General features: G+C 63.9%; 24 protein-coding genes. 8 read left to right on the top strand and 16 right to left on the bottom strand.

The window, feature by feature from the left end; translation table 11 throughout:
• Positions 1–76: 76 nt before the first annotated feature.
• Positions 77–1,297, bottom strand: coding sequence for a GGDEF domain-containing protein (locus RHPLAN_RS18150; protein WP_068020487.1), 1,221 nt, complete (start codon positions 1,295–1,297; stop codon positions 77–79).
• Between the two features lie 211 nt (positions 1,298–1,508).
• Between RHPLAN_RS18150 and RHPLAN_RS18145 the strand changes: the two genes are divergently transcribed.
• A complete protein-coding gene (locus RHPLAN_RS18145; protein WP_068031442.1) occupies positions 1,509–2,915 on the top strand; it encodes a cryptochrome/photolyase family protein in 1,407 nt (468 codons plus the stop codon).
• 3 nt (positions 2,916–2,918) lie between these two features.
• On the opposite strand, the gene RHPLAN_RS18140 is transcribed toward RHPLAN_RS18145, so the two are convergent.
• Positions 2,919–3,131: a hypothetical protein gene (locus RHPLAN_RS18140; protein ID WP_068020483.1), complete on the bottom strand. Its 213-nt coding sequence runs from the start codon at positions 3,129–3,131 to the stop codon at positions 2,919–2,921.
• A gap of 140 nt (positions 3,132–3,271) precedes the next feature.
• Positions 3,272–4,882 carry a flavin monoamine oxidase family protein gene (locus tag RHPLAN_RS18135; protein WP_068020481.1) on the bottom strand — a complete coding sequence of 537 codons (1,611 nt, stop codon included), beginning with the start codon at positions 4,880–4,882 and terminating at the stop codon, positions 3,272–3,274.
• Between the two features lie 107 nt (positions 4,883–4,989).
• Between RHPLAN_RS18135 and RHPLAN_RS18130 the strand changes: the two genes are divergently transcribed.
• From RHPLAN_RS18130 to RHPLAN_RS18115, 4 genes are all read left to right on the top strand, one after another.
• Positions 4,990–6,030: a cysteine synthase A gene (locus RHPLAN_RS18130; protein WP_068020478.1), complete on the top strand. Its 1,041-nt coding sequence runs from the start codon at positions 4,990–4,992 to the stop codon at positions 6,028–6,030.
• A 244-nt stretch (positions 6,031–6,274) separates the two neighbouring features.
• Positions 6,275–7,135 (top strand): 3-mercaptopyruvate sulfurtransferase, encoded by an 861-nt coding sequence (gene sseA, locus RHPLAN_RS18125; RefSeq protein ID WP_068020477.1) that lies wholly within the window; start codon positions 6,275–6,277, stop codon positions 7,133–7,135.
• 2 nt (positions 7,136–7,137) lie between these two features.
• Positions 7,138–7,899 carry an SDR family oxidoreductase gene (locus RHPLAN_RS18120; RefSeq protein WP_068020475.1) on the top strand — a complete coding sequence of 254 codons (762 nt, stop codon included), beginning with the start codon at positions 7,138–7,140 and terminating at the stop codon, positions 7,897–7,899.
• Positions 7,900–7,948: 49 nt separating this feature from the next.
• On the top strand, positions 7,949–8,986 hold the full coding sequence (locus RHPLAN_RS18115; RefSeq protein WP_068020474.1) for an MBL fold metallo-hydrolase: 1,038 nt from the start codon (positions 7,949–7,951) through the stop codon (positions 8,984–8,986).
• Between the two features lie 33 nt (positions 8,987–9,019).
• Here the strand turns inward: RHPLAN_RS18115 and RHPLAN_RS18110 are convergent, their stop codons facing one another.
• The 7 genes from RHPLAN_RS18110 to RHPLAN_RS18080 all read right to left on the bottom strand — a co-directional run bounded on the left by RHPLAN_RS18110 (position 9,020) and on the right by RHPLAN_RS18080 (position 16,201).
• Positions 9,020–9,556, bottom strand: a complete 537-nt coding sequence (locus RHPLAN_RS18110; protein ID WP_068020473.1) for a GrpB family protein — start codon at positions 9,554–9,556, stop codon at positions 9,020–9,022.
• 46 nt (positions 9,557–9,602) lie between these two features.
• Positions 9,603–10,550, bottom strand: coding sequence for a Bug family tripartite tricarboxylate transporter substrate binding protein (locus tag RHPLAN_RS18105; RefSeq protein ID WP_068020471.1), 948 nt, complete (start codon positions 10,548–10,550; stop codon positions 9,603–9,605).
• Between the two features lie 74 nt (positions 10,551–10,624).
• The gene (locus RHPLAN_RS18100) at positions 10,625–11,704 is read right to left on the bottom strand and encodes an acyltransferase family protein (protein WP_068020469.1); all 1,080 of its coding nucleotides are present in this window, start codon (positions 11,702–11,704) and stop codon (positions 10,625–10,627) included.
• Positions 11,705–11,991: 287 nt separating this feature from the next.
• Complete coding sequence (locus tag RHPLAN_RS18095; RefSeq protein WP_068020466.1) at positions 11,992–12,738, bottom strand: amino acid ABC transporter ATP-binding protein; 747 nt, start codon at positions 12,736–12,738, stop codon at positions 11,992–11,994.
• Between the two features lie 22 nt (positions 12,739–12,760).
• The gene (locus tag RHPLAN_RS18090) at positions 12,761–13,939 is read right to left on the bottom strand and encodes an amino acid ABC transporter permease (protein ID WP_084245121.1); all 1,179 of its coding nucleotides are present in this window, start codon (positions 13,937–13,939) and stop codon (positions 12,761–12,763) included.
• A gap of 18 nt (positions 13,940–13,957) precedes the next feature.
• Positions 13,958–15,151, bottom strand: coding sequence for an amino acid ABC transporter permease (locus tag RHPLAN_RS18085; RefSeq protein ID WP_068020465.1), 1,194 nt, complete (start codon positions 15,149–15,151; stop codon positions 13,958–13,960).
• 33 nt (positions 15,152–15,184) lie between these two features.
• On the bottom strand, positions 15,185–16,201 hold the full coding sequence (locus tag RHPLAN_RS18080) for an amino acid ABC transporter substrate-binding protein (protein WP_068031436.1): 1,017 nt from the start codon (positions 16,199–16,201) through the stop codon (positions 15,185–15,187).
• 174 nt (positions 16,202–16,375) lie between these two features.
• Between RHPLAN_RS18080 and metC the strand changes: the two genes are divergently transcribed.
• Both metC and RHPLAN_RS18070 read left to right on the top strand, forming a co-directional pair.
• Complete coding sequence (metC, locus tag RHPLAN_RS18075; protein WP_068020463.1) at positions 16,376–17,575, top strand: cystathionine beta-lyase; 1,200 nt, start codon at positions 16,376–16,378, stop codon at positions 17,573–17,575.
• A gap of 3 nt (positions 17,576–17,578) precedes the next feature.
• A complete protein-coding gene (locus RHPLAN_RS18070; RefSeq protein ID WP_068020461.1) occupies positions 17,579–19,024 on the top strand; it encodes an amidase in 1,446 nt (481 codons plus the stop codon).
• Here the strand turns inward: RHPLAN_RS18070 and RHPLAN_RS18065 are convergent.
• From RHPLAN_RS18065 to RHPLAN_RS18050, 4 genes are read right to left on the bottom strand one after another with little or no spacing between them, the layout of a single operon-like run.
• On the bottom strand, positions 19,021–19,365 hold the full coding sequence (locus RHPLAN_RS18065) for a lipid-A-disaccharide synthase N-terminal domain-containing protein (protein WP_068020459.1): 345 nt from the start codon (positions 19,363–19,365) through the stop codon (positions 19,021–19,023). The genes RHPLAN_RS18070 and RHPLAN_RS18065 overlap by 4 nt on opposite strands.
• Entirely contained in the window at positions 19,365–20,117 is a 753-nt protein-coding gene (locus tag RHPLAN_RS18060; protein ID WP_068020457.1) for a glycosyltransferase, read from the bottom strand. Before RHPLAN_RS18060 ends, RHPLAN_RS18065 begins: the two co-directional genes overlap by 1 nt.
• A gap of 11 nt (positions 20,118–20,128) precedes the next feature.
• Positions 20,129–20,977: a phosphatase PAP2 family protein gene (locus RHPLAN_RS18055; RefSeq protein ID WP_068020455.1), complete on the bottom strand. Its 849-nt coding sequence runs from the start codon at positions 20,975–20,977 to the stop codon at positions 20,129–20,131.
• Entirely contained in the window at positions 20,974–22,695 is a 1,722-nt protein-coding gene (locus tag RHPLAN_RS18050) for an ArnT family glycosyltransferase (protein WP_068020453.1), read from the bottom strand. The genes RHPLAN_RS18055 and RHPLAN_RS18050 overlap by 4 nt, the downstream gene beginning before the upstream one ends.
• 309 nt (positions 22,696–23,004) lie before the next feature.
• Here RHPLAN_RS18050 and folD point away from each other — a divergent pair, with 309 nt between their 5' ends.
• The gene (folD, locus tag RHPLAN_RS18045) at positions 23,005–23,874 is read left to right on the top strand and encodes a bifunctional methylenetetrahydrofolate dehydrogenase/methenyltetrahydrofolate cyclohydrolase FolD (RefSeq protein WP_068020451.1); all 870 of its coding nucleotides are present in this window, start codon (positions 23,005–23,007) and stop codon (positions 23,872–23,874) included.
• Between the two features lie 16 nt (positions 23,875–23,890).
• On the opposite strand, the gene RHPLAN_RS18040 is transcribed toward folD, so the two are convergent.
• Positions 23,891–24,703 (bottom strand): class II aldolase/adducin family protein, encoded by an 813-nt coding sequence (locus RHPLAN_RS18040; protein ID WP_084245119.1) that lies wholly within the window; start codon positions 24,701–24,703, stop codon positions 23,891–23,893.
• Between the two features lie 27 nt (positions 24,704–24,730).
• Complete coding sequence (locus tag RHPLAN_RS18035) at positions 24,731–25,678, bottom strand: Bug family tripartite tricarboxylate transporter substrate binding protein (protein ID WP_068020450.1); 948 nt, start codon at positions 25,676–25,678, stop codon at positions 24,731–24,733.
• Positions 25,679–25,713: the final 35 nt, after the last annotated feature.

Genomic DNA, 25,713 nt, shown 5'->3' with positions numbered 1-25,713 from the left:
GCCTTGCATGACGTCGTGCACGGCATGGCAGATGCGCGGGAGTGTCCGTCCCGCAGAACACGGCTTGACCGGAGGCTTAGGCCGCGCCTTGTGCAGCGGCACGGGGCCGCGCGCGCAGCTCGCGCGGCCGCTCGGATGCAAGCTGCGGCTGCGCAATCTCGACACGGTTTCGGCCGCGTTCCTTGGCGCAGTAGAGTGCCTCGTCGGCGCGCACCAGCAGCGCCGGAGCATCGAACAGCCCCGCCTCCGCGGTCACCATGCCGATGCTGACCGTGCCACGCACCGGCCGGCCATCGACCATGGCTGCCGCATGCTCGAAAGCGAGCCGGATGCGTTCGCCCGTGGCGAGTGCCTTCTCGCGTCCAGTGTCATGAAGCAGGATCGCGAACTCCTCGCCGCCCAGCCGTCCGACGAGATCGCAAGGACCGAGCTTGGCCCCCGCCACATCCGCGAACATCCGAAGCGCGCTGTCGCCCACTGCGTGACCGTGCTTGTCGTTGATCGACTTGAAGTGGTCGAGGTCCGCAACAAGCATTGCGACGGGCCGCGCCTCGGCGCCCTGTCGGCGACTGATGGCATGGACCCCATCGAGAAAGGCGCGACGGTTGGCAATACCGGTCAAAGGATCGATCAGCGCCGCCGTCTTGTGGCGCAGTTCGGCGCGCTCCTTGGCCATAGCCAGCAGGATGAAGGCGATGGCGATGGTGAACAGCAACGCCTCGAAGCTCAGCACCGTGAGCCAGACGCTTTCGAACACCATGTTGCCCGGCGTCCAGGGCAGCACTTGCGACAGCGGCGTGCGCAGCAGGAACAGCGCGCCGTGGGCGAACAGCATGAAAATCGCAGGCCAGCGCGACACCAGCGGCTCGCTGCGGCCCTGCCAGAATTCGTAGGCGGCGGCCCAGGTATAGGCCGTGATGATGCCGGAAGACAGCAGCACCTTGACGTCCATCGACCCCGCAACCCAGGGCGTGCGGCTCACGAGAACCCAGAATACGCCGCCACCGAGGAGGAGCGCCGGCTGCACCGGCCGACCGTCGAACACCCGCGCGCCGGTCCAGGTCGCGGCGAAAGCCGTGAACAGCACGGCATTGGCGAGATCGATGGAGATTGCGTCGGACACGCTGCCATACATGCCGAACAGCATCACCGAACCGGCGCGCAAGATATGCGCCGACCCCCACCATGCCACGGCCAGAATGGATGAGTTCTGGACCCACGTGAACAAGAGCAGCAGGCCCAGCATGGCCTCGACATAGACCGTGACGAGAAAAAGCGTATTGACGTCGAGGCCCATCGATCCCCCGGCCCACTTTTATTGTTGCCTGCCAGCCCCGGCTGGTCGTTACCCATCTACCGTTTCCACGGAAAAGAAGTCATGAAGGATCGGAGAAGCGCACCGTCATTCCGGCCTATGGTTTCGGTGGTGTTGCGAAATCGCGCACAAATGATCGCATTGCGCCGCAGCGTCGTTAATGGAATCCAAACCGCACACGCAAAGCGACCCGATGTCTGAAAAATCCCGCGAATCCGCTGCTTCGGCCTCGATCCTGGTCTGGTTCCGTGACGATTTGCGCGTCGCCGATCATCCGGCTCTGGCCGAAGCGGTGCGTTCCAAGCGGCCGGTGATCGCGCTCTACGTGCTCGACGACACGTCCGGGCTGCGCCCGCTGGGCGGTGCCGCACGCTGGTGGCTTGCGGGCTCGTTACGGGCGCTTGCGAAATCGTTGAAAGAACGTGGTGCGAGCCTAGTGCTGCGCCGCGGGAATGCTGCCGACATCGTCGCGAAACTGGCAGATGAGCACAAGGTGTCGGCCGTGCATTGGAACCGCCGATACGATGCAGGCGCAGCGCATGACGATGCTCTGGCCGAGCGACTCGCGCAGAAGAACATCGCGGTTCGCACCTTCCAGGCCACGCTGCTGCACGAACCGCCGGTGCTGGGCAAAAGCGGACAGCCGCTGTCGGTGTTCACGCCGTTCTGGCGCACCGCACAGGCGAAAGGCGCGCCGCGCACGCCGCTGTCTGCACCGCGCAAGATCGAAAGTGTAAGCGGCATCGCGTCGGACAATCTCGACGACTGGGAGCTCGAACCCACCGCGCCCGACTGGGCCACCGAGATGGATGAAACCTGGACGCGCGGCGAGATCGGCGCGCAACAACGCCTCGGCGAATTCCTGGATGAGGAGCTTTCCGGATATGCGACACAACGCGACCGTCCCGATCTGCCCGGCACGTCGCGACTCTCACCGCACCTTCGCTTCGGCGAAGTAAGCCCGTTCCAGGTCTGGCATGCAGCGCAGCTCGCGGCCCATGCCGATCGCGGCAAACGCCCTCGCGCGTCGGACGCCGAGAAATTCCTCTCCGAGCTCGGCTGGCGCGAGTTCTGCTATCACCTGCTGCAGCGCTATCCCGACATCGCCGCACGCAATATCGACCGCCGCTTCGACCGCTTTCCCTGGCGCAAGGACGTCAAAGCCCTGGACGCCTGGCAGAAAGGGGAAACCGGCTATCCCATCGTCGATGCCGGCATGCGGCAACTTTGGCGCACCGGTTGGATGCACAACCGCGTTCGCATGGTGGTCGCCTCATTTCTGGTGAAACATCTTTTGATCGACTGGCGACTCGGCGAGCAGTGGTTTTGGGACACGCTGGTCGATGCCGATCCGGCCAACAATCCGGCGAGCTGGCAATGGGTCGCGGGCTGCGGCGCCGATGCGGCGCCCTACTTTCGCGTGTTCAACCCCATGCTTCAGGCCGAAAAATTCGATCCCAGGGACGACTACGTCCGCACCTTCGTACCGGAGGCGAATGGTGCCGGCGGCCTGTTCGGCAAGAGCTATCCGGAGCCGATCGTCGATCATCGCGCTGCGCGTGAGCGCGCCCTGCAAGCCTTTGCCAGCTTGAGGTCGTAACCGTCAGCTCCGCACCTCAGCGCGGGCCCGCAATTCGCGACGATCGAACGTCGCTTCGATGGCATCCGCGAGCAGATAACGATGCGTCATTGAACACAGCGGACAATAGACATGGACGGGCTCGCGGCGCAGGCGCCGCAATGCGTCGACGTCCAAGTCAAATCCGCCGGCGATTTCACGCTGATGGTCCGCACAATAGAAGTGCATGAACGCCATGCCCCCGCCCCCACGTTTGATCCCCGACGAAGCGCAGTTTCAATCCCGATGCGTCGGATGTAAGGCGGGTTTGCGGCATTCCCCGCCATCGATTTGGCGTGCGAGCCCGTGCAAAGCTGCAAAAAATACCGTCGAAAAAATCAACGATTTGCAGGGGCTTTCGTCATGCGGTCGATCGAGCTCACAGCGGCATGCGCGCTGATCAGCGCACCTTCCTGCCAGCCGCTCCAATAGGTGAGCTGGTCGCCTGCCATATGGAAGCGGCCCTGAGGCTCCGACAAAAGCTTCGCGTTTGGCGCAAATGCGGGATCGCCTTCATCGGCCCAGCCCATGCGCTCGAACTCCATGTTGTTCCAGCCAATGGCGAGCCCGCGCTCGACGTAGGTCGAATAGCCGTCGTGTAACTTGTCGCCCTGCTCTTCTGCCTGACGCAGGCGTTCGGCAAGTGTCTGAGCGTTGAAACGCTCCGCCGAAACGCCGTACATGTAGGCGCCGGTGAGCACACCCTTGCGACCGAGGAAGCCACTCGATGGATACCAGACCTGGGTGATCGGATCGGTGGTCCAGGAGATGCCGCCGTAGATCTGGTCTCTGGTCTCCCAGAAGCGCTCGGCCTGCCAGCCGACCTTGCCTGCGGCCTGCACCGGAAGCTTTTCCGCGGCACTCATGTAAGCAGCGGGCAGATTGGTCTTCAAAGTCGCAAAGATTGGCGCCGGAATCGTCGAGATACAGAAGTCGGCCGCAAGCGTGCGCGGCTTGCCGTCCTGCCAATAGCTCACCGTCACGCTGTCGGCTGCGATATCGAGCGCCGTGACCTTCGCATTGGTGCGAACGAGTCTGGCAATGGTGCCGCCGCTTCGCGCCGGCTGCCGCAGGAAGCCCTTGAAGAAATTGTCCATGCCGCCGACCGGCTCAAGCAGCGAGGTCTGCCAGAAGAACTCGTGCTCGCGGAACATGTAGTCGTTCCAGACGTTCGAGCGCAAAATCTCGTCGAGCGCCATCGGGCTCACCGGCCGGCCGGCTTCGTCCGCGCCGCCTGGCAGCACGTCATAGCCGGCACGGCCGAAGCGGTTGCGATAGACGTATTCGATCTTGCCGTCATGCTCGATCTTGGTCAGATCGCCGAACCTGGCCAGCATGTCGCGAAACGTCGCGAGATCGTCGCGCGAGATCGGCAGGTCCATGTCCGGCTTCACGACGCATTTGTCGAGCAGCTCGGCGATCTGGCCCTGCAGATCGTAGTAGGCCCGGCGCACCTGCATGGTGCGGCCGTTGCCGAGCGTGCCGCTATGAAAGAGGTTGGCGCGGCTTGCGAAGATGTAAGGCTGCAGCGCGACGCCGAAGCGTCGGCAGTAGTCGATCAGATGCGTGTGTTGATGCGGGATGCGGCCAGGCCCCGCATTCAGCCAGAGCCCTTCGTCGAAGCGGCATTCCTGCACCGGCCCGCCCATCTCCTGGAAGGTGTCGCCACGACGCAGCGTCAGGCTCCGCCCGCCGGGCCGCTTGCTCGCCTCGAGTACGGTGCAAACATAGCCCGCGCGGTCGAGCTCATAGGCGGCACAAAGCCCCGCGACCCCCGCTCCCAAGATCGCGACGGTTCTGCCGGTACCCGACGCTTTCGCAAGCTCGAGGGGCGCGGCCATCGCCGGCGGGGCACGCAGGAAGTCCCAGGCCACCAGCGCTTCGTAGACCGCGGCGGCGCCGCCAAGACGGGCCACCGCGTCGAGCAACGTCCGCCGCGTGATCGGCATCGCGTCCCTCCCCAACCGAAGCAGATTTTTCTCACGAGTCGCCCGGCCTTGTCCCGGAACCGGGCGTCCACTAGGTTCTCAGTCTCTGCGAACCGCCCGGAATCATCATGCAAATCCGTAACGGCGTCGTCGACGCGATCGGTCACACCCCGCTGATCAAGCTTGAGCGCGCTTCGGCCGCGACCGGCTGCACCATCCTGGGCAAGGCCGAGTTCATGAATCCTGGCGGTTCGGTGAAGGACCGGCCCGGCAAGCAGATGATCCTGGAGGCCGAGAAGCGCGGCGACCTCAAGCCCGGCGGGCTTGTGGTCGAAGGCACCGCAGGCAACACCGGCATTGGCCTTGCGGTGGTGGCGGCAGCGCGCGGCTATCGCACGCTCATCGTCATCCCCAACACTCAGAGCCAGGAAAAGAAGGACATGCTGCGGCTCTGCGGCGCCGAACTGGTCGAGGTGCCGGCGCTGCCCTACAGCAATCCGAACAACTATCAACACGTGGCCCGCCGCCTCGCCGATCAACTGCGCAAGACCGAGCCGAACGGCGTGCTTTTCGCCGACCAGTGGAACAACCGCGACAACCGTCTGGCGCATTATCTGTCGACCGGCCCCGAAATCTGGGAGCAGACCCAAGGCAAGGTCGACGGCTTCATCTGCTCCGTCGGCACCGGCGGCACGCTCGCCGGCACCTCGATCTTCCTGCGCGAGAAGAAGCGCGACATCGTCATTGGCTGCGCCGACCCGCGGGGTGCCGCGATGTACAACCTGTTCACCAGTGGCGAGGCCAAGGCCACCGAAGGCGGCTCGATCACCGAGGGCATCGGACTCGGCCGCGTCACGCCGATCATCAACGACATTACGGTCGACAAGGCCTATCTCATTCCCGACGAAGAGGCCGTGCCGGTGATCTTCGATCTGCTGGAGCACGAGGGCCTCTGCCTTGGCGGCTCGTCGGGCGTCAACGTGGTCGGCGCGATCCGGCTCGCCAAGGAGCTTGGACCGGGCCACACGATCGTGACGATCCTTTGCGACAGCGGTACGCGTTACCAGTCGAAGCTGTTCAACCCGGCTTTCCTGCGCTCGAAGAACCTGCCAGTGCCGGCCTGGATCGAGAAGACGCCGGACGTCGAGATTCCGTTCGAGAAGGTGTAGCCACCCGCCGGGCGCAGTTCATCGACATTGCGGGCTCGGCCTGCCAGATCCAGACAAGAGCGGTCCACCGGCGAGCCCGGCCCGTGCGGGTCACCCAGGTTGAGAAGAAGAGCACCGAACCGCCGGGTCCGGATTGCGTTGGTGTAGGCTGGCGTCCGCGACCAACTTCCCGGGTTGCACCCTCCCTGCCGGTTAGCGATATGCTGGTCCCTCAAGACGCAGGGGAGCCCGCGACGGAGAGAACATGGCCGAGACCCGCCCGCCTTCAAGCAAGAACCTGGTCACCACCGACTGGCTCGCCGCCCGCCTGGGCGAGCCCGAGGTCTCGATCGTCGATGGCTCGTTCTACCTGCCGGCGCTGAAACGCGACGCCAAGGCCGAATTCCTCGCCGCCCATATCCCGGGCGCGGTGTTCTTTGACATCGACGCCATCGCCGATCACTCGACCGACCTGCCCCATATGCTGCCGGGAGCGAAACAGTTCTCCAAGGACGTCGGCGCGCTCGGCGTGGGCCGCGACGACACCATCGTGGTCTATGACGGGTCGGGGCTCGGCGGCTCGCCGCGGGTGTGGTGGACCTTCCGCATCTTCGGCGCCAAGAACGTCTACATCCTCGACGGCGGCCTGCCGAAATGGAAGGCCGAAGGCCGGCCGACCGAATCCGGCGCGGTGAAGCGGACGCCGCGCAAATTCGACGCGGAGCTGAACACCAGGGTCGTCGCCGGCGTCCCCGACGTGCAGATGGCGCTGCTCGACAGCACCGCCCAGGTGGTCGATGCGCGGCCGGCCGGGCGCTTCCGCGGCGAGGACATCGAGCCGCGGCCGGGCATCCGCTCCGGCCATATGCCCGGCGCCAAGAACGTGCCGTCGAGCGAACTCGTCGAGAACGGCCGGCTGATCGCGCCCGACAAGATCACCGAGCGCTTCACCGCGGGCGGCGTCGATCTCGACAAGCCGATCATCACAAGCTGCGGATCCGGGGTCACGGCGGCCACGCTGTGGTTCGCGCTCGATGCCATCGGTAAGGCGCCGAAAGCGCTCTATGACGGCTCCTGGACCGAATGGGGCGGACGGCCGGACTTGCCGATCACGACGAAAGAGTAGCGATGGCGCGATCACGAACGCGCGCGCCGGCCCGGGCGGTCCGCCCTGTTGCGCTGGTCACCGGAGCGGCCAGGGGCATCGGCCGCACCATTGCGTTGCACCTGCTGGAAGCCGGCTGGTGCGTGACCGCGTTCGACCTGCCGAAGTCGCGGCTGGCCCAGCAATTCCGCGGCTGGGCGCGCTCGGCGGCCACGATCGAAGGCGACGCAGCCGATGAAGACGCGGTGCGCGACGCGGTGCGGCTTGGGATCGAGCGCTTCGGCCGGCTCGACGCGGTGGTGGCGAATGCGGGTGTCATGGTTCGCCGGCCGCTGCGACGGATGACGCTCGACGACTGGCGGTATGTGATCGACACCAACCTCACCTCGACCTTCCTGCTCGCCCGCGAGGCGCAACGCGCGCTTCGCGCCGCGAAAGGCTCGATCGTCACGGTGGCATCGAGCCGCGCGCTGATGTCGGAGCCGAACACGGAGTCCTATGCGGCGTCCAAGGGCGGGCTGGTGGCCCTCACGCATGCCCTCGCCATCAGCCTCGGTCCCGACGTGCGCGTCAATTGCGTGAGCCCCGGCTGGATCGCCACCAACGACTACAACAAGCTCAAGCGCCGCGACCATCTGCAGCACCCGGCCGGCCGCGTCGGCAGGCCGCAGGACGTCGCCGAAACGGTTGCTTTCCTGCTCGATCGGGAGAAATCCGGCTTCATTACCGGAGCAAATTTCACTGTTGATGGTGGCATGACGAGAAAGATGATCTACATAGCCTGATAGACGCAGGCGCGCTATTCTACTGCGATATCGAGCGGGAGAATGGGCTATGATCTTTCGCCAGTTGTTCGACCAGACGTCCGGCACTTACTCCTATCTGATGGCGAGCCGTCGCGGCGGCGAGGCGCTGATCATCGATCCGGTGATCGAGAAGGTCGACCGCTATCTCTCGCTCGTCAAAGAGCTCGATCTGAAACTCGTCAAAGCGGTCGACACCCACATGCACGCCGACCACATCACGGGGCTCGGTGCGCTGCGCGACAAGACCCACTGCATCACCGTGATGGGCGAGCAGACCAAGGCCGACGTCGTCTCGATGCGGCTTGCCGACGGCGACAAGCTGACCATCGAGGGGATGGCCCTCGACGTGCTCTACACACCAGGCCACACCGACGACTCCTACAGCTTCGTGATGCCGGATCGGGTGTTCACCGGCGACACGTTGCTCATTCGCGGCACCGGCCGCACCGATTTCCAGAACGGCGATCCGCGCGCGCAATACGAGTCGATCTTCGGCCGGCTTCTGAAACTGCCGGAGACGACGCTGGTCTACCCGGCCCACGACTACAAAGGCGATACCGTCTCGACCATCGGCGAGGAAAAGGCGTTCAACCCGCGCCTGCAGGTGAAATCGATCGACGAATACGTCGCGGTGATGAACAACCTGAAGCTCGCCAACCCCAAGATGATGGACGTGGCGATCCCTGCCAACATGAAGGTCGGCCTGCATCAGGAAGAGGTCGCGCGCCGCGGCTGGGCGGTCAGCGCCGCGCAGGCGCTGGGCCTGATCGGCAGCCCCAGCGTTGCCATGATCGACCTGCGCGAGAAGAGCGAGCGCGAGCGGCATGGCACCATTCCAGGCTCGCTGCACGTGCCCTATCCGAGCCTGCAGGAAAACATCAGCGCCGGCGGCACGCTTCACGAGCTCGCCGTGTCGACCAACAAACGGCTCCTGTTCTACTGCGCATTCGGAGAACGCTCAGCCATGGCGGTCCAGGCCGCGCAGGATGCCGGCCTCACCAGCGCCTGCCATATCGAGGGCGGCATCAATGCCTGGAAACAGGCCAACGGCGCGCTGGCTCATTGAATGACCAGGATCGGCAAGGATTGACCGAAACCATCAGCCCCGCGCCCGCCACCAGCGAAGCGCGTCCTGCTCGGTCCGCTTGATCCAATCGTTCTTGGCATCGTTGTAGTCGAACATGTTGTCTGGATGCAGCGCGGCAGCCCGGACCTTCTCGGCCTCGTATTCTTTCGCAATCAGCGGATGGAGGCGGAGGTAGTCCGCGAAGGCGACATGCCGATCGATGTCGGGCCACCCCTCCGCGTAACAGTGCAATTGGTACGCGCGCTTGCCGGTGACGGGATCGTTGCGCCGGCAGTAGCGCCGTCCGGCCAGCCCGAACTCACCGAGACATTCATAGCCAAGCGCTTCGACGCGCGGCATGGCCCGATCGAGGCTCGCCAGGTCCGAGGCGACCGGAATGAGATCGACGATCGGCTTGGCCATGATACCGGGAATGGACGTCGAGCCGATGTGATGCACCGTCGTCAGCACGCTCCCCAGCGCGCCGTGGAGGCGCACGGTTTCGGCTCGCGCCATCTCGGCCCTGCGCGGTGAATGGGGATGAAGCTCGACAGCAATCACATCGGACATGACGGCTGCGTACAGACGAAGTCCGCATGGTGCAAGTGCGCCTCGTTCACTTCACTCCAAGGCCCGCGCCGCGGATTGCTTCGGCGCTCGCGCGCGAATCCTCCTCGAACATTTTGCGGAATTCATGGCCCGGCAGATAACGCGGTTCGGCGCCGAGGCGCTCGACGATCGCTTTGTATTCGGGCGCGGCCGCCGCGGTGGCGCAGGCCTTTTCCAGAACGCTTGCGGCGGCATCGGAGGTCTTAGCCGGCGCGATCAGCCCGCCGGCCGTGAAGCCGATCGTGGGGTAGCCGAGCTCTTTCATCGTCGGCACATCGGGCAGGCTCGCAATGCGTTCCGCCGAGACCGCGGCCAACACCGGCAGATTGCTGGCCTTCGCCACCGCCGGACTTTCTGTGATCGCCATGATGGTGCCGCCCAGAAGCGCGTGCGACATCGGCCCTGCGCCCTGGAATGGCACGCCGAGACCATCGACTCCCACCGCCTTCAGCACGCCGAGCATCACGAGGTGCGGCTGGCTCGCGACACCCGGATGGCCATAGACCAGGTTCTCGGGCTTGGCCTTTGCGAATGCCACAAACTCGGCGAAGGTCTTGAACGGCGCCTGCGGCCCCGCCATCAGCACATAGGGCGTGTAATAGGTCAGGCAAATGTAACGGAAGGTGTCGAGACCGAAGCGCAGATTCGCCTGCATGTGCGGCTGCGCGGTGACCGGGTTGTTCGGCGTGAGCGCGATGGTGTAGCCGTCCGGCTCGGCCTTCACGATATCGAGCAGCCCGATGGTGCCGGCCGCACCACCCTTGTTGCTGATGATCACCGAGCCACCCAGCGCTTTTGCCAGTTCGGTTTGCAGCGCGCGCGCCATCAAGTCGGTGTTGCCGCCGGGCGGAAACGGCACGACCATGTTGATCGGCCGCGTGGGATAGGTTTGCGCAGTCGCCAAAGACGTTGCTGCGACCAGCAGTGTGGCAGCAAGCCAAAGCCTGCGCATCATCGTCGCCTCCCCGAAACAGACTTGCTTTCGAGCGAGGCTACTCGATTGGCCCACTCCCCGCCAGTTGGCGGAGACTAGAAGGCGAGCCTGACCCGGGACAACAGCCCTCGCGTCTCGACCCGCTTGAGCCGTAGCGCAGGCTTCTCAACCCAACGCCACGACGCCGCAGCGAAGACCGGCACGATCGCAAGCGCCAGAACCATTAGGCTTGCCACTCCGATGCCTGGGATAAGCGCGACCAGAGATTGCTGAACCGGCCAGCCGTAGATGTACACGCCGTATGAAAGGTCGGTCTTGCGGCAGAACGCAGTCAGCACTCCATAGTCTCGGGCGCCGGCGACGAGAACCAAATGCGCCGCCAGGATCATATAGGCTGCGCCCTCAAACCTCGTCTCAGCACACACATACGCTAAACCCGCCGATGCGATCAAAAGCCATGGCGAGACGGGAACACGATCCCGAAAATGGTGAGCGACCACGCCAAGCAGAAAGCAAAACCCGTAGCGGGCGGCATGGTTGAACGATGCGGGACCATCGTCCGGAGCAGGTCCCAGGACCACGAGCATGGTGAAGGCCAAGCCCAAGACAACCAGCAAGACTGGCGTCTTATGCAGAAGGCCGACGCGATACAGAATCGCCAACCCGACGTAAGCCAGGATCTCGTATTTGATAGTCCAGAGCGGATTGTTGACGGCCTCCGAAAACGCCGCGCCCGAAAAGATGTGAGGCGGCGGACTGGCCTTCGCAAACTCCAACATGACGGCCGCCGGATAAAGCCAGGTGTGGAGGTCGGTAAAATAACTGATCAGACGTACGGATGTGAGGAACGGCCCGGCCACGAAGGCGAACAGCAGCCCATAGACAAAGAGGCCGGGAACGATTCTGAGGAAGCGAGCCTTTGCAAACTGCGCGAGGTCGGGCTTTCGCGTCAGGCTTTGGGCGAGCGTCAAGCCTGAGATGACAAAGAACGCGTTCACCGCGTGCTGTCCCAGCGAAAAGTGCGTCAGATCGGCAAGCGGCTCCGAACTTTTTGCCGCCGTCAGCATCGAACAGGAATGCGAGACGAGCACACTGAGTGCCGCAACAAGCCGGACCAAGTTGAAAGAGTTACGGTCCGAATCCAGAATATCCGAGAGGACTGTTTCGGTGCGCATATGAATGTCCCAAAGCAGCTTTCAAAGGACACAGTCGCACCCAGCATCAGCTAACAAAGGATCGGTGAAGACGTTGTTAATTCGACGGTTGCTCGACCCCGCGCCCGATCAACTGCTTAACAAAACATCTTCACGAACGCAGAAAGGGAATTTTTCGGACACAAAACCGGATGCGCTCGAAGGCACCCGCTCGACGACGGCTGCCGCAAAAACAAGCGCCCCGTTGTTTCCGCAACAGCGGCCGGCCGGCCTCCCCCGACGAAGTGCCGTCCCCGACTGCCTCTTGCTCAGTGCAAAATTTGACTCAAGAACAGCTTCGTACGCTCGTGCTGCGGGTTGTCGAAGAACTCCTTCGGAGCATTCGCTTCGACGATCTGGCCTTCATCCATGAACACGATGCGGTTGGCAACCTGCCGGGCAAAGCCCATCTCGTGGGTGACGACGAGCATGGTCATACCCGACTCGGCGAGTTGCACCATGGTGTCGAGCACCTCCTTGACCATTTCCGGGTCAAGCGCCGACGTTGGCTCATCGAACAGCATGATCTTGGGGCTCATGCAGAGCGCGCGCGCAATCGCGACGCGCTGCTGCTGGCCGCCGGAAAGCTGACCCGGATACTTGCCGGCCTGGTCCGGGATCTTGACTCGTGTGAGGTAGTTCATCGCCACTTCCTCGGCCTGACGCTTGGGCATCTTGCGCACCCAGATCGGCGCCAGCGTCAGATTCTCCAGCACGGTGAGATGCGGAAACAGATTGAAGTGCTGGAACACCATGCCGACCTCGCGGCGCACCTCGTCGATCTTCTTCAGGTCATCAGTGAGCTCGGTGCTGTTGACGACGATCCGGCCCTTCTGGTGCTCCTCGAGGCGATTGATGCAACGGATCATGGTCGACTTGCCGGAGCCCGACGGCCCGCAGATCACGATGCGCTCGCCCTTGCCGACGGTGAGATTGATGTCGCGAAGCACATGGAATTCGCCGTACCACTTGTGCACGCCGGCCATCTCGATCGCGGTTTCGGAATTCACCGCCATGCTGACCTCATCGTGGCTCGCCTCATCGCTTGTCGCCTCTGTCGAGCCGCGCCTCCACCATGCGCGAGTAGCGCGACATCCCGTAGCAGCAGATAAGATAGAAGATTGCCGCAAAGGCATAGCCGGTGGTGCTGGTCACCGGCGTCGCCCAGATCGGATCGGTGCGCGCGGCCTCGATCGTCTTTAGGAAATCGAAGATGCCAACGACGAACACGAGGGTCGTGTCCTTGAACAGCGACACGGTGGAGTTGACGATGTTGGGGATGGTGATGCGCAAAGCCTGCGGCAGCACGATCAGGCGCATGGCGCGCCAGTAGCCCAAGCCGAGCGCATCCGCAGCCTCGATCTGGCCTTTGGGTATGGCCTGCAGGCCTGCACGCACCACCTCGGCCATATAGGCCGCCGAGAACAAGGCGACGCCGACCAGCGCTCGAAGCAGTTTATCCGGCGACCAGCTTTCAGGCACGAACAGCGGCAGCATCACGCTCGCCATGAACAGCACGGTGATCAGCGGCACGCCACGCACGAACTCGATGAACACCACCGAGAACAGCCGCACCGCGGGCATGTGCGAGCGGCGACCGAGCGCGAGCAGAATGCCGAGCGGCAGCGAGGCGACAATGCCGACCGCCGCGACCACGATGGTGACCAGGACGCCGCCCCATTGCTCGGTCGACACACGGGGCAGACCAAGCATCGGAAAGCCCCGCAGCAGGATGACCGACGCGACCGGCATCACGATGAAGAAGTAGAAAGCGCCGAGCTTCCGCAACGGCGCATCAAGCCAGGCCATCCAGACAATGCCGAACGCGAGCAGCGCGAAGAAGCCGTTGACCCGCCAGCGCTGATCGATCGGATAGAACCCGTAGACAAAGAAGTTGATGCGGTCCGCCACGAAGGGCCAGCACGCGCCCATCTCAGGATGGTCGGGTCGCACCAGGCAGTCGGCACGGGTCGCGCCCTCCCAAACCGCATCGACGACTAGAAATTTGACGAGCGGCGGCACGATCCAGACGACCAGGAACACACACAGGAGTGTGAGCATGATATTGAGCGGCGACGAAAACAGGTTCTGCCGCATCCAGCCGAGCGCGCCAGCCTCGCGGCGCGGCGGCGGCAGCGGCGCGATCGGCTCTTTACGCATGTAGAACGGCGGACCTGCCATCGTTGCAGCATCGGTCGTCGTGGCCATCTCGCTCATGCCAAGTTTCTCATTGGCTCAGCGCTCCACCAGGGCGATGCGGCGGTTGTAGAGATTCATCAGGCCCGACGTGACGAGGCTGATCGCGAGATAGACCGCCATGGTGATGGCGATCACCTCGACGGCCTGACCGGTCTGGTTGAGCACCGTGCCGGCAAAGATCTGCACGAGATCTGGATATCCGATAGCGACCGCGAGCGAGGAATTCTTGGTGAGGTTGAGATACTGGTTGGTGAGCGGCGGCACGATCACGCGCATCGCCTGCGGCACCACGACCAGTCGCAGCGTCGGTCCGGGACGCAGCCCCAGCGAATAGGCCGCCTCGGTCTGTCCTCTCGCCACCGACACGATGCCGGCCCGGACCACTTCTGCGATAAAGGCCGCAGTGTAGATCACAAGCCCGAACAGCAACGCCATGAACTCCGGCAGGATCTCGATGCCGCCGCGAATGTTGAAGCGCCCAGCCTCGGGGAAGGTGAACTGCACCGGAAAGCCTGTGATGGCGAACACCACGAGAGGCACCGCGACGACCAGCGCGAGCGCCACCCAGAGCACGGGTGCTTGCTGGCCGGTGCTCATTTGCCGGCGATGAGCCCATGCGCGATAGATGAACGCCACGACGACGCCTGCCAAGAACGCAACCAGCGTCCAGCGCGCTGCCGGCTGGAACACCGGTTGCGGCAGGAACAGGCCGCGGTTGTTGAGGAAGGCGCCGCCGGGAAACGCAAGGCTGTCACGGGTGCCGGGCAGCGCTCTCAGCACGGCGTTGTACCAGAACAGAAGCTGCAGCAAGAGCGGTACGTTGCGGATGATCTCGACATAGCCGCCGGCAAGCTTCGCAACCAGCCAGTTCTTGGACAACCGCGCGATGCCGACGATGAAGCCAAGAATGGTCGCAAACACGATCCCCAGCGCGGCGACCAGAAGCGTGTTCAGAAGCCCGACCCAGAAGGCGCGGCCGTATGTCGAAGTGATCGAATAATCGATCAGGCTTTGACTGATATCGAAGCCCGCGGTGTTCTCCCAGAACCCGAAACCCGACGCGATCTTGGCGCGGGCGAGATTCTCAGCAGCGTTGTAGATCGCGCCCCAGGCGAGAAAAGCGATGACCGCGCACAGCACCGCCTGATAGGCGATGCTGCGCACTTTCGGATCATAGATCAGAGGCGGTTTGGGCCGCGGGGTGCTGGCGCTCGAGTCGACGTTCGTCATCGGCTTCCGTCTCTCATTGCGGAAGCCGCAGCCTCATCGCACCGGCGGCGCGTATTGCAATCCGCCCTTGTTCCACAACGCATTCAGACCGCGGGCGATCTTGAGCGGCGAGCCCTGCCCCACATTCTTCTCGAACACCTCGCCGTAATTGCCGACCTGCTTGATGATACGCACCGCCCAGTCGTTGGTGAGCCCGAGCGCCTCGCCGAACTTGCCTTCGGTGCCGAGCAGACGCTTGATGTCCGGGTTTTCGGATTTCACCATGTCGTCGACATTGGCCTTGGTGACGCCGAGCTCCTCGGCATTGACCATGGCGAAGTGCGTCCACTTCACGATATCGAACCACTGGTCATCGCCGTGGCGGACCGCCGGTCCGAGCGGCTCCTTCGAGATGATTTCCGGCAGCACCACATGATCTCCGGGATTGGCAAGCCGAAGGCGCTCGCCGGCGAGCCCCGAAGCGTCGGTGGTGTAGGCATCGCAACGGCTCGCGTCATACGATTTGAGCGCCTCGTCCGCGGTCGCGAACGTCACGGTCTTGAGCTTCATCTTGTTGGCGCGGAAGTAGTCCGCGAGATTGAGCTCGGTGGTGGTGCCTTGCTGCACGCAGACCGCGGCGTCGTTCAACTCCAGCGCCGAGTTCACCTTCAGAGCTTTGCGCACGATGAAGCCCTGACCGTCGTAGTAGTTGACGCCGGTGAAATTGAGCCCGAGCGAGGTGTCACGCGACATCGACCAGGTGGTGTTGCGGGCCAGAAGATCGACCTCGCCCGACTGCAGCGCGGTGAAGCGATCCTTCGCGGTCAACGGTGCAAACTTGACCTTGCTCGGATCGTTGAAAATTGCGGCCGCAATGGCTCTGCACAGATCGACGTCGAGGCCGGTCCACCGGCCTTGCGAATCTGGCAGGCCGAAGCCCGCGAGCGTGCCGTTGGAACCGCAATTCAGCGTACCTCGCGATTTCACGGTGTTGAGCGTCTGGGCCGAGGCCGGCTGGGCCGCAGCGCCAAGAGCGGCTGCCAGCGCAAGGGCGAAAACCAGGCGTTTCATGATCGCAAGCTCCCACAATGCAGAGCGGCGGGCCACGCATCCCTCGCGGCCGCGCCAGATTCCGCCCTAATCCCCTCGATGCTGCATCACAGAACGGCAGGGCAGCAAGGTCAAGGGGTTGCGATCTTCTGACGGGTGGCCGTAAATGTCGGGAATGACGAAGGTTTCACAGCGATGAACAGGCCTGAGAGCGGGAAGCTGGCGCAAGCCGATCTCAAACTCGAAACACTGGTGACGGTCGGTGGCCGCAACCCGCACGCGCATCACGGCTACGTCAACACGCCTGTCTATCATGCCTCGACACTGCTCTATCAAACGGCGGAGGACTACCTCCGCGGACGCGGGCGGTATTCCTATGGGCGGCGTGGCACGCCCACTTCGGAAGCGCTGGAAACCGCCATCCAGGAGATCGAAGGACCGGCCTGCGCCGGCGTTGCGCTCCTGCCCTCCGGGCTTGCCGCGATCTCGACCGCACTGCTCTCTGCGCTCAAGTCCGGTGATCACCTTCTGGTCAGCGACAGCGCCTATGGTCCGACCCGGAAGTTCTGTGACAGCACATTGACGCGGTTCGGCGTGAGCACGACCTACTACGATCCGCTGATCGGCAAGGATATCGCCAGGCTGATGCGGCCGAACACCGCGGCGGTATTCTGCGAGGCGCCCGGTTCGCTCACCTTCGAGATGCAGGACATTCCCGCGATTGCCGAAGTCGCCCATGCGCGCGGCGCAGTGGTGCTTGCCGACAACACCTGGGCAAGCCCGCTCTACTGCCGGGCGCTGGAAAAGGGCGTCGATCTCTCGATCCAGTCCGGCACCAAATACATCGGCGGTCATTCCGACCTGATGCTCGGCACTGTGTCGGCCAACCAAAAGACCGTGCAGCGGTTGAAAGACACCGCCTACGGCATGGGGCTCTGCGTTGGCCCGGACGATATGAATCTGGGCTTGCGGGGATTGCGCACACTCGCGGTGCGATTGGCGCGCCACCATCAATCCGGCCTGACGGTCGCCAAATGGTTCGAGCAGCGGCCCGAGGTGCTGAAGGTGCTGCACCCTGCTCTGCCGAGCCATCCAGGCCATGCCATCTGGAAACGCGACTACACCGGCGCCTGTGGATTGTTCACGATCGTGTTGAAGCCCATCCCCGAAAAAGCCGTGATGGCATTCCTCAACGGGCTGTCGCTCTATGGCATCGGCGCGTCCTGGGGTGGCTTCGAAAGCCTCGCCATTCCGTTCGATGTGGACGACTACCGGACCGCGACCAAATTTCAGCCCGGCGGCCCGTCGATCCGCTTCCACATCGGCCTGGAAGACACGGGCGATCTGATCGCCGATCTCGAGCGCGGCTTTGCCGCCATGGCTGCGGTGCGCTGACCGATGGGAACGCCGTCCGACATCGTCATGATGGATGCGCTCGTGCTGTCGCGCGCCATCCACGCCAAGCAAGTGTCCTGTGTCGAGGTGATGACCGCCTATCTCGATCACATCGACATCATCAATCCCAAGGTCAACGCCATCGTCTCGCTGCAGGATCGCGGCGCCTTGCTGCAACGGGCGAAAGAGCGTGACGAGCAGCTTGCGCGTGGCGAAGGCCGCGGCTGGATGCACGGCTTTCCGCAGGCGATCAAGGACCTGACCGCGACCAAGGGCATCACCACCACCCAAGGCTCCCGCATCTTCAAGGATTTCGTTCCGACGACCGACGCGATCATCGTCGAGCGCGTCAAGCGCGCGGGCTCGATCATCATCGGCAAGACCAACACGCCGGAATTCGGGCTCGGCTCCAACACCTACAACGACGTGTTCGGGCGGACACTCAACGCCTACGACCAGAGCAAGACCGCCGGCGGCTCGACCGGCGGCGGCGCGGTCGCCACGGCGTTGCACATGCTCCCGGTCGCCGACGGCACCGACCATGGCGGCTCGCTGCGCAACCCTGCGGCCTACAACAATCTGTTTGGCCTGCGCCCTTCGTTCGGCCGCGTCCCGGCGCAGCAACTCGACGGCTTCTACGCCGTGATGGGCACGCCCGGCCCGATGGCGCGCAACGTGTCCGATCTGGCGATGCTGCTGTGGACTCAGGCGGGCTACGACCCGCGCGCACCGCTGTCGAACCGGCAGGACCCGGTTCGGTATACGGAATCGCTGAAGCACGACCTCAAGGGCGTGCGCATCGCCTGGGCCGGCGATTTCGGCGGGCACATTCCCTACGATCCGGGCGTCGCCGAGCTCTGCAAGGCCGCCCTCAAGGTGCTGGAGCAACTCGGCTGCATCGTCGAGGAGGCCGTGCCCGATTATCCGATCGAGCCGGTGTGGGAGAACTGGAAGATTCTCCGCGCCTGGCAGTCCGGCTCGGCGCTGAAGGCGCTCTACAAGGATCCCGCCAAGCGCGCGCTGATGAAGCCCGAGGCGCAGTTCGAGGTCGAGAACGGCGAGAAACTCAAAGCCTACGACATCTACGACGCCGATGTGGTGCGCACGGCCTGGTATCATGCGCTGCGCACGTTCTTTGACCGTTACGACCACTGGATCATGCCGTCGGCGTCAGTGTTCCCGTTCGACGCCAACACGGACTGGCCGAAACAGGTCGGCGGCCGCACCATGGACACCTATCACCGCTGGATGGAGGTGATGATCCCCGTGACCATGTCGAGCTGCCCCGCGATCGGCGTTCCCGTCGGATTCAACTGCGCGGGCCTGCCGATGGGCATGCAGATCGTTTCGCCAAACCACCGCGACTTCGCCTGCCTGCAGCTCGCTTACGCCTACGATCAGGCGACGCAATGGGTGGCGAAGCGCCCACCGGCGCTGCTTGGCGGCTAGGTTCGAGCGGCGTCGGAGGCCTGCGCCGCCTTGCGCTCCTTGAAGATCAGCATGATGTTGCGGACGTAGATGATCGTCGACAGGCCCTGCCCCACGATGATCACCGGCTCGCGCTTCACGATGCCGTAGACCAGCGTCATCAGGCCACCGCCCATCGAGAAGAACCAGAACGCGAATGGGATCACGCTCTTGCCGGCGCGCTCGCTGACGATCCATTGCACGATGAAGCGCGCGCCGAAGAACAGCTGCGCGACGATGCCGAACACCAGCCAGAAGTCGAACTTGGCGACGAACGCGTCGTAGAAGATGGCGCTGATTTCTTGTCCGATCGAAATAAGCATCAAGAAATCTCCGTGGACTCGGGCACGCGCTTCTTGCGGCGGATCAGCCACCACACGCCGGCGAGATCGAGAATGCCGACCCACAGGCGATCGAAGAAACCGTAATTCGAGACGCCGGAATGGCGCGGCCGGTCGATCACGTCGACATAGCCGACCTCCTTGCCCTCGCGTCGCATCAGCGCCGGCAGGAAGCGGTGGAGACCATCGAAGTAAGGCAAGGCCAGACCGATATCGCGCGGAAAGGCCTTGAGCCCGCAGCCTGTGTCGCGGGTGCCGTCGCGCAAGATCGCGCCGCGGACCGCGTTGGCGACCCGAGACTGGAAACGCTTGAAGCCGGTGTCCTTGCGGCCGACGCGCTGACCGGCGATCAGGCCCACTCTCGGCGCGCCTTGCGTGAGGGCGTCAACGAGCTTCGGCAGAAATGTCGGATCGTTCTGGCCGTCGCCGTCGAGCGTCACGATAGTGGCGCCGCGCGCCGCGAGCGTGCCCGAGCGCACCGCCGCCGACTGACCGCAGGATTGCGCGTGTCGGATCTGGCGCAGCCAGGGATATTGCGCCTGCAGCTTCTTCAACTCGTCGCCGGTCGAGTCGGTCGAACCGTCATTGACGTAGATGACCTCGAAGCTCCGGCCGGCGAGCGCCGCGGCGATCTCGGCCACCAAAGGCGCCACATTCCCCGCCTCGTTCCGGACCGGGACGACGACGGAAATGGCGGGCGTGGGCGCAGCGATAGGTGAGACAAATTGGCTCATTCCGCGTGCTTCTAGGCAGCGTGCAGGCGGCGGGCAAGCGCTTTGATGATCCGCGGCAGGCCGGGCCCGGGCATCGGCCTGATGGCCCCATGGGCCGTGACCGCAAAACCCAGGCCCCGAGCCGCAAACCACTGCCGCACCAGCCAGGCGCCGGCGGCGCCCACGATGGCGCCCGCCACCACGTCGCTCGGATGGTGCGCCGAGACCACCACCCGGCTGATCGCGATCAAGACCGCGTAGATCCACATCAGGGCCCGGGCCTGCGGGAACACCGCCCCGATCGCCACCAGCGCCGCAAAGGCCGTCGTGGCATGGCCTGACGGCAGGCTGGCGTAATCGGCCCGCCAATGAAACGGCATGAAGAGGTACGGGTCAGCGCCACCGACGAACGGCCGGGCGCGGCCGATGATCCGCTTGATGATGGCGGCGAACAGCCCCGGCAAGGCAATCGCCGTGAAGACAAAACCGAGCCGCACGCTCCAGGCGGCCAGCACGAGTCGCGTCCAGCGCGGCATGGCCGGTGTGTCGATCAGGGCAAGCCCGATCAGCACGAGGCCGAGCGGCCACAGGAAGACACCGCCCAAGCCCAGATCGGTGAAGCGGTCGAATGCCTCGATGAGGCTCACCGGCAGTCTCCGGACATTGGCGAGCGACCAGCCGTCGAGCTGCACCATCACGGCAAGCACGAGGATCGCGCCGCCGGCAACGAACAACGCCAGCTGTCCGATGCTCGGCCAAGCGAGCTCCCGGCGCCGTGGGCGAAACAGCGTCGCCAGCGTCCCCTGCGCGTTGGCTTGAATTTGCCGCAACCACGGTGTCGCTGCGCGCATGCTGTCGCTGAGGCCGCCGACTGCGCTCACGGCGCGTTCTCGGCGGCCTGATAGACGCCGATCGAAATGGCACGACCGGCCGAGTAGTTGTAGCCGTCGAAGCGCTGCGGCGCCGAATAGCGGAGCCCGATCTGCTCGGCTCTCCGCAGGAAAGCCCGCTCATTGCCCTTCTCGACCAGAGCGAAGCGGCAGCCGCCGGCGCGCAGGAAGTCAGCGGCGTCGGAACCGTCGACCAGCTTGGTGTCGGTGCCCACCAGGAACACCAGACTCGGCTCGTGATAGCCGGCCGCGGCCAGCACCGGATTCTTGCAGTTGGCCTCACGCAGCATCTGTGCGACCGCCGCGCTCGGAAACGCAGTGGAGAGCGACGGAAGGATAAACGCATATGTGCCGAACGAGAGCAGCAACGCGGCAACGAAGCCACGCATCAGCGAGTATTCGGCACCGTCGGCGGCATAGAGCCGCCACGCCCACAGCCCGAAAATCATCGACGCGACGAAGAACGGCCAGGCCAGCAACCCGAGCTGACGGCTGAAGACGATCGAGGCGATCACCAAGCCCACACCGAGCAGCATCGGCATGAAGAACCACGTGCCGGTGCCGCGCACGAGCCAAGGCTGCCGTGCCAGCACACGGGTGTCGACCACGCCTGCGATCAGGATTGCGATGGCCGGATAGAGCGGCAGCACGTAGTGCGGCAGCTTGGTGATGACGAGTTCGAGCAGGATCCAGGCCGGCACGATCCAGGCCAGCAAGAACTTCGCGCCCTTTTCATGCCTGGCATTCCAGATGCCGGGCAACGCCATCAGTCCCAGCGTCGCGCCGGGCCAGAACGTCAGCCAGAACAGCAGCAGGTAGTAGCCGGGCGGCGCGCCATGGGCCTCCTGCACGCTGATGATCTTGCTGAGGAGATCCTGGCCGACCGACTCGGCGAGAAACGCATTGCCGGCGCGGCCCATGATCGCGAGAAACCACGGCAGCACCAGAACGCAGAACCAGATCACGCCGGGAATGGGCTTCAACGCCCAAAGCCATTTGACCGAGCGGTCCGCAATCCCGACCGCCAGAATCGCCAGGGCAACAAACATCACGATCAGCGGACCTTTGATCAGCATCCCTATGCCGAGTGCGGTCCAGAAGATCGCCGGCAGCGCCCAACCGGATGACGGCACAGCCCTGCGATCGGCCAGATAGGCGCGCGCCAGCGCACCCATGGCGGCGGTCGTCGTCAGCAGCAGCACGGCGTCGGTCTTGGCGAGCCGCGCCTCGACGCCGAGCAGAATCGACGTCGCCATCATCAGCCCGGCCAGCACTGCGGCGCGGCGCGACACGAAGGCGAGCGCCGCCCAATAGGTCATCAGCACCGCGCCGATGGCGCCGAGCAGGGACGGAATGCGATAAAGCCAGATGGTGGTCTGCGCGTCGCGGACCCCGAGCGCACTGGCGGTTTTGACCACGCCCACTTGCAGCCAGTAGATGCCGACCGGCTTCTTGTAGCGAACCTCATCCTGGAAATGGATGTCGACATATTCGCCGGTCTCCAGCATCTGCTTGCTGGCCTGGGCGAAGCGGGCTTCGTCGCGGTCGGTCGGTGGGATCTGGAAAAAGCCCGGCAGAAAGGCCAGCAGCGCAGTCACGATCAGCACCGCGACGGCGCGGGCGTGCGACGACACCGCGTAATCGACGATCGCGGTCAGGCCGCCCGCCGAAACGGCTCGCTGATTTTTGCTGGTGGCGGTGGTCGACATCCCCAGAATCCCACAATCGAGCCGGACCATATTGAAGTCGCCCCGGTGGGGAAAGGGTCGTAAAGCCACACTGGACTGCTAATTGTCTCACCTAAGCCCTTAATCCTGCGGCAAAATTGCGGTCAGAACCGGTCGGGCCTCATAACGCGGGTCTGCCCCGATGCAATGACCGGCGGCGACCCCGCCGGCGCCGCTCTTTTTGAGGCTCTGCCCACGCTGGCGATTTAGAGGCCCAACAGCTAACGAATAGAACTTGAAGACGACATCAAGCGAGCTGCCGTTATCCCCGACACGGCGACCTGGAAGAACATGACTGCAAAAATCATCAACGGCGTCGCCGTTTCTGCGGAAATCCGCAAAGACCTGAAGGTTCGCGTCGAAGCGCTCGCTGCGCAGCGGGTGGTTCCGGGACTGGCTGTGATCGTCGTCGGCAACAACCCCGCTTCGGCGGTCTATGTGAGAAACAAGATCAAGGCTTGCGCCGACGTCGGCATCCACTCGTTCCGCTACGATTTTCCCACCGATGCTGATCCTCGCGCCGTCCTGGACCTCATCTCAGAGCTCAATGACAGAGAAGACGTTCACGGCATCCTCGTCCAGCTACCGCTGCCGCCGCAGTTCGCGATCTCCGAAATCCTGCGCACCATTTCGGCCGACAAGGACGTCGACGGCTTCCACCTCTACAACGTCGGCGGCCTGGTCGTCGGCAACACCGTGTTCCCGCCCTGCACACCCTACGGTGTCGTCAAGATGCTGGAGCACGAAGGCGTCGCCCTGGAAGGCAAGAACGTCGTGGTGGTCGGAGCGAGCAACATCGTCGGCAAGCCGATGGCGTTGATGCTGATGCAGCACGACGCGACCGTTTGCATCTGCCACGCCAAGACGCGGGATCTGGCGCAATTCACGATCCTGGCGGATATCCTGGTGGTCGCGGCCGGAAAGCCCAACCTGATCGTGCCTCAGATGATCAAGACCGGCGCGGTGGTCATCGATGTCGGGATCAATCGCTTGCCCGACGGCAAGCTGGTCGGCGACGTCGACTTCGCGGGCGTCTCCGAGAAAGCTTCGCTCATCACGCCCGTGCCCGGCGGCGTCGGGCCGATGACCGTCACCATGCTTCTCTATAACACGGTGGCCTCAGCAGAACGCAGGAACGCGGCTGCGTCCCTGCGCCAGTAGCTCCAATCCAAATCGTTCAGGTCTTGTAGGACGGATCGCGGCGGTCGAGCATCCGCTTCAGCGCCGGCCACTCCAGCGAGCCGTGCGGACGCTTCTTGCCGGAGGCGTCGGGCGACGGCATCACCGAGAGCTGGGTGTTCGACCTGGTGATCACTTCCTGCGGCGGCATCACCATCTCGCTGTTGCAGGCCATCGCCATCAACTGGGTCTGACAGGCACGCTCCAACCGGTAGATGCTGTTGAACGCTTGGCCGATGGTGATGCCGCAGGCGAGCAGACCATGATTGCGCAGGATCATCACCTCGCAGTCACCGAGGTTCTGGACGAGCCGCGCCCGCTCGTCGAGATCGACCACCACGCCCTCGAAGTCGTGATAGGCGATCTTGCCCCAACGCATCGCGGTCTGGGTCAGCGGCAGCAGCCCGCATTTGAGCACCGACACCGCCATGCCGGCATTGGTGTGGGTGTGCAGCACGCACTTCACGTCGTGGCGCGCGCCATGGATCGCGCTGTGGATCACGTAACCCGGCAGATTCACCGTGTACTGCGGATTGGCATTCGCGATGATCTTGCCGTCGAGGTCGACCTTGATCAGCGACGACGCGGTGATCTCTTCGTACATCAAGCCGAACGGATTAATGAGGAAGTGCTCCTCCTTGCCTGGCACGCGCGCCGAGATGTGGTTGAGGTGCAGATCGGTCATCCCATACATGTCGACCAGCCGGTAGCACGCCGCGAGATCGACGCGGGTCTCCCACTCGGCCGGATCCATGCCTGGGGGCGGCGCGGACTCCGCATGCTTGGTGTCGATCTTCGGAACGGTGTTCATGCCGGTCTCCTTGATTGAATGATCGAGTCAGTTGGGCTGTATCTTGGCCTCTGTGATGATCTGACGCCAGAACGGAACGTCCTCGTCATAGATTTTCTGCAGGTCTGCCGGCGTCCCAGTGCGTGGCACCATGATCAGTTCACGGAACCGCTGCTGGACCTCCGGGGTCGCAATCGCGGCGTTGATTTCCTTGTTGAGGCGCTGGATGACGGCCTGTGGCGTCTTGGCCGGCGCCACCATGCCGTTCCATGAGTAAGTCCGATAACCCGCCACGCCACTTTCGGCGATGGTCGGCACATCCGGCAGGAACGGGTTCCGCTCGGTCGACGATACGGCAATCGCACGCATCTGGCCGTCCTTGATCTGGCCGATCGCGCCCGGAATGGTCTCGATGGCTGCCTGGATGGTGCCCGAGAGCACCCCCGTCATGACGTCACCGGTGGTGCGATGCGCGACCACAGGCACACTCAGACCCGCCATGGACACGAACTTCAGCATCGACAGATTCTGCGCGGTGCCGACCGCGATCGAGCCGAAGTTGAACTTGTCCGGATTGGCCTTGGCGGCCTCGATCACGTCCTTCACGGTTTTGAGCGGGCTGTCCTTCTTCACAAACAGCACGAAATCGAACGTGGCCATCGGGCCGATCGCCGCGAAGTCACGCGACCAGTCGTAAGGCAACGACTTGAACATCGATGGCGCGATCGCGTTCTGGCTCGACACCCACATGATGGTGTGGCCGTCGGGCTGAGCCCGCGCCAGCGCCAACGACGCAACCGAGGCGCCGGCGCCCGGCATGTTCTCGATCACCACCGGCTGACCGATCGATTGCGACATGACCTGGCCGATCGCGCGGCCCGCGATATCGGCGAGCCCGCCGGGGCCGAAGCCCATGATCATCCGCACCGGCCGCGATGGAAAATCCTGCGCCGAAGCCGGCACACTTAAACCGACCGCTGCCGCGAAAGCCGCCATCAGCGCAGCACGCCTAAATCCCGATCCCACCAAGT

Origin of the sequence: Rhodoplanes sp. Z2-YC6860 (assembly GCF_001579845.1) — a bacterium.
GTDB lineage: Bacteria > Pseudomonadota > Alphaproteobacteria > Rhizobiales > Xanthobacteraceae > Z2-YC6860.
Note: the sequence above shows the minus strand (reverse complement) of the source record. Positions and strands in the feature narration are given on the sequence as shown.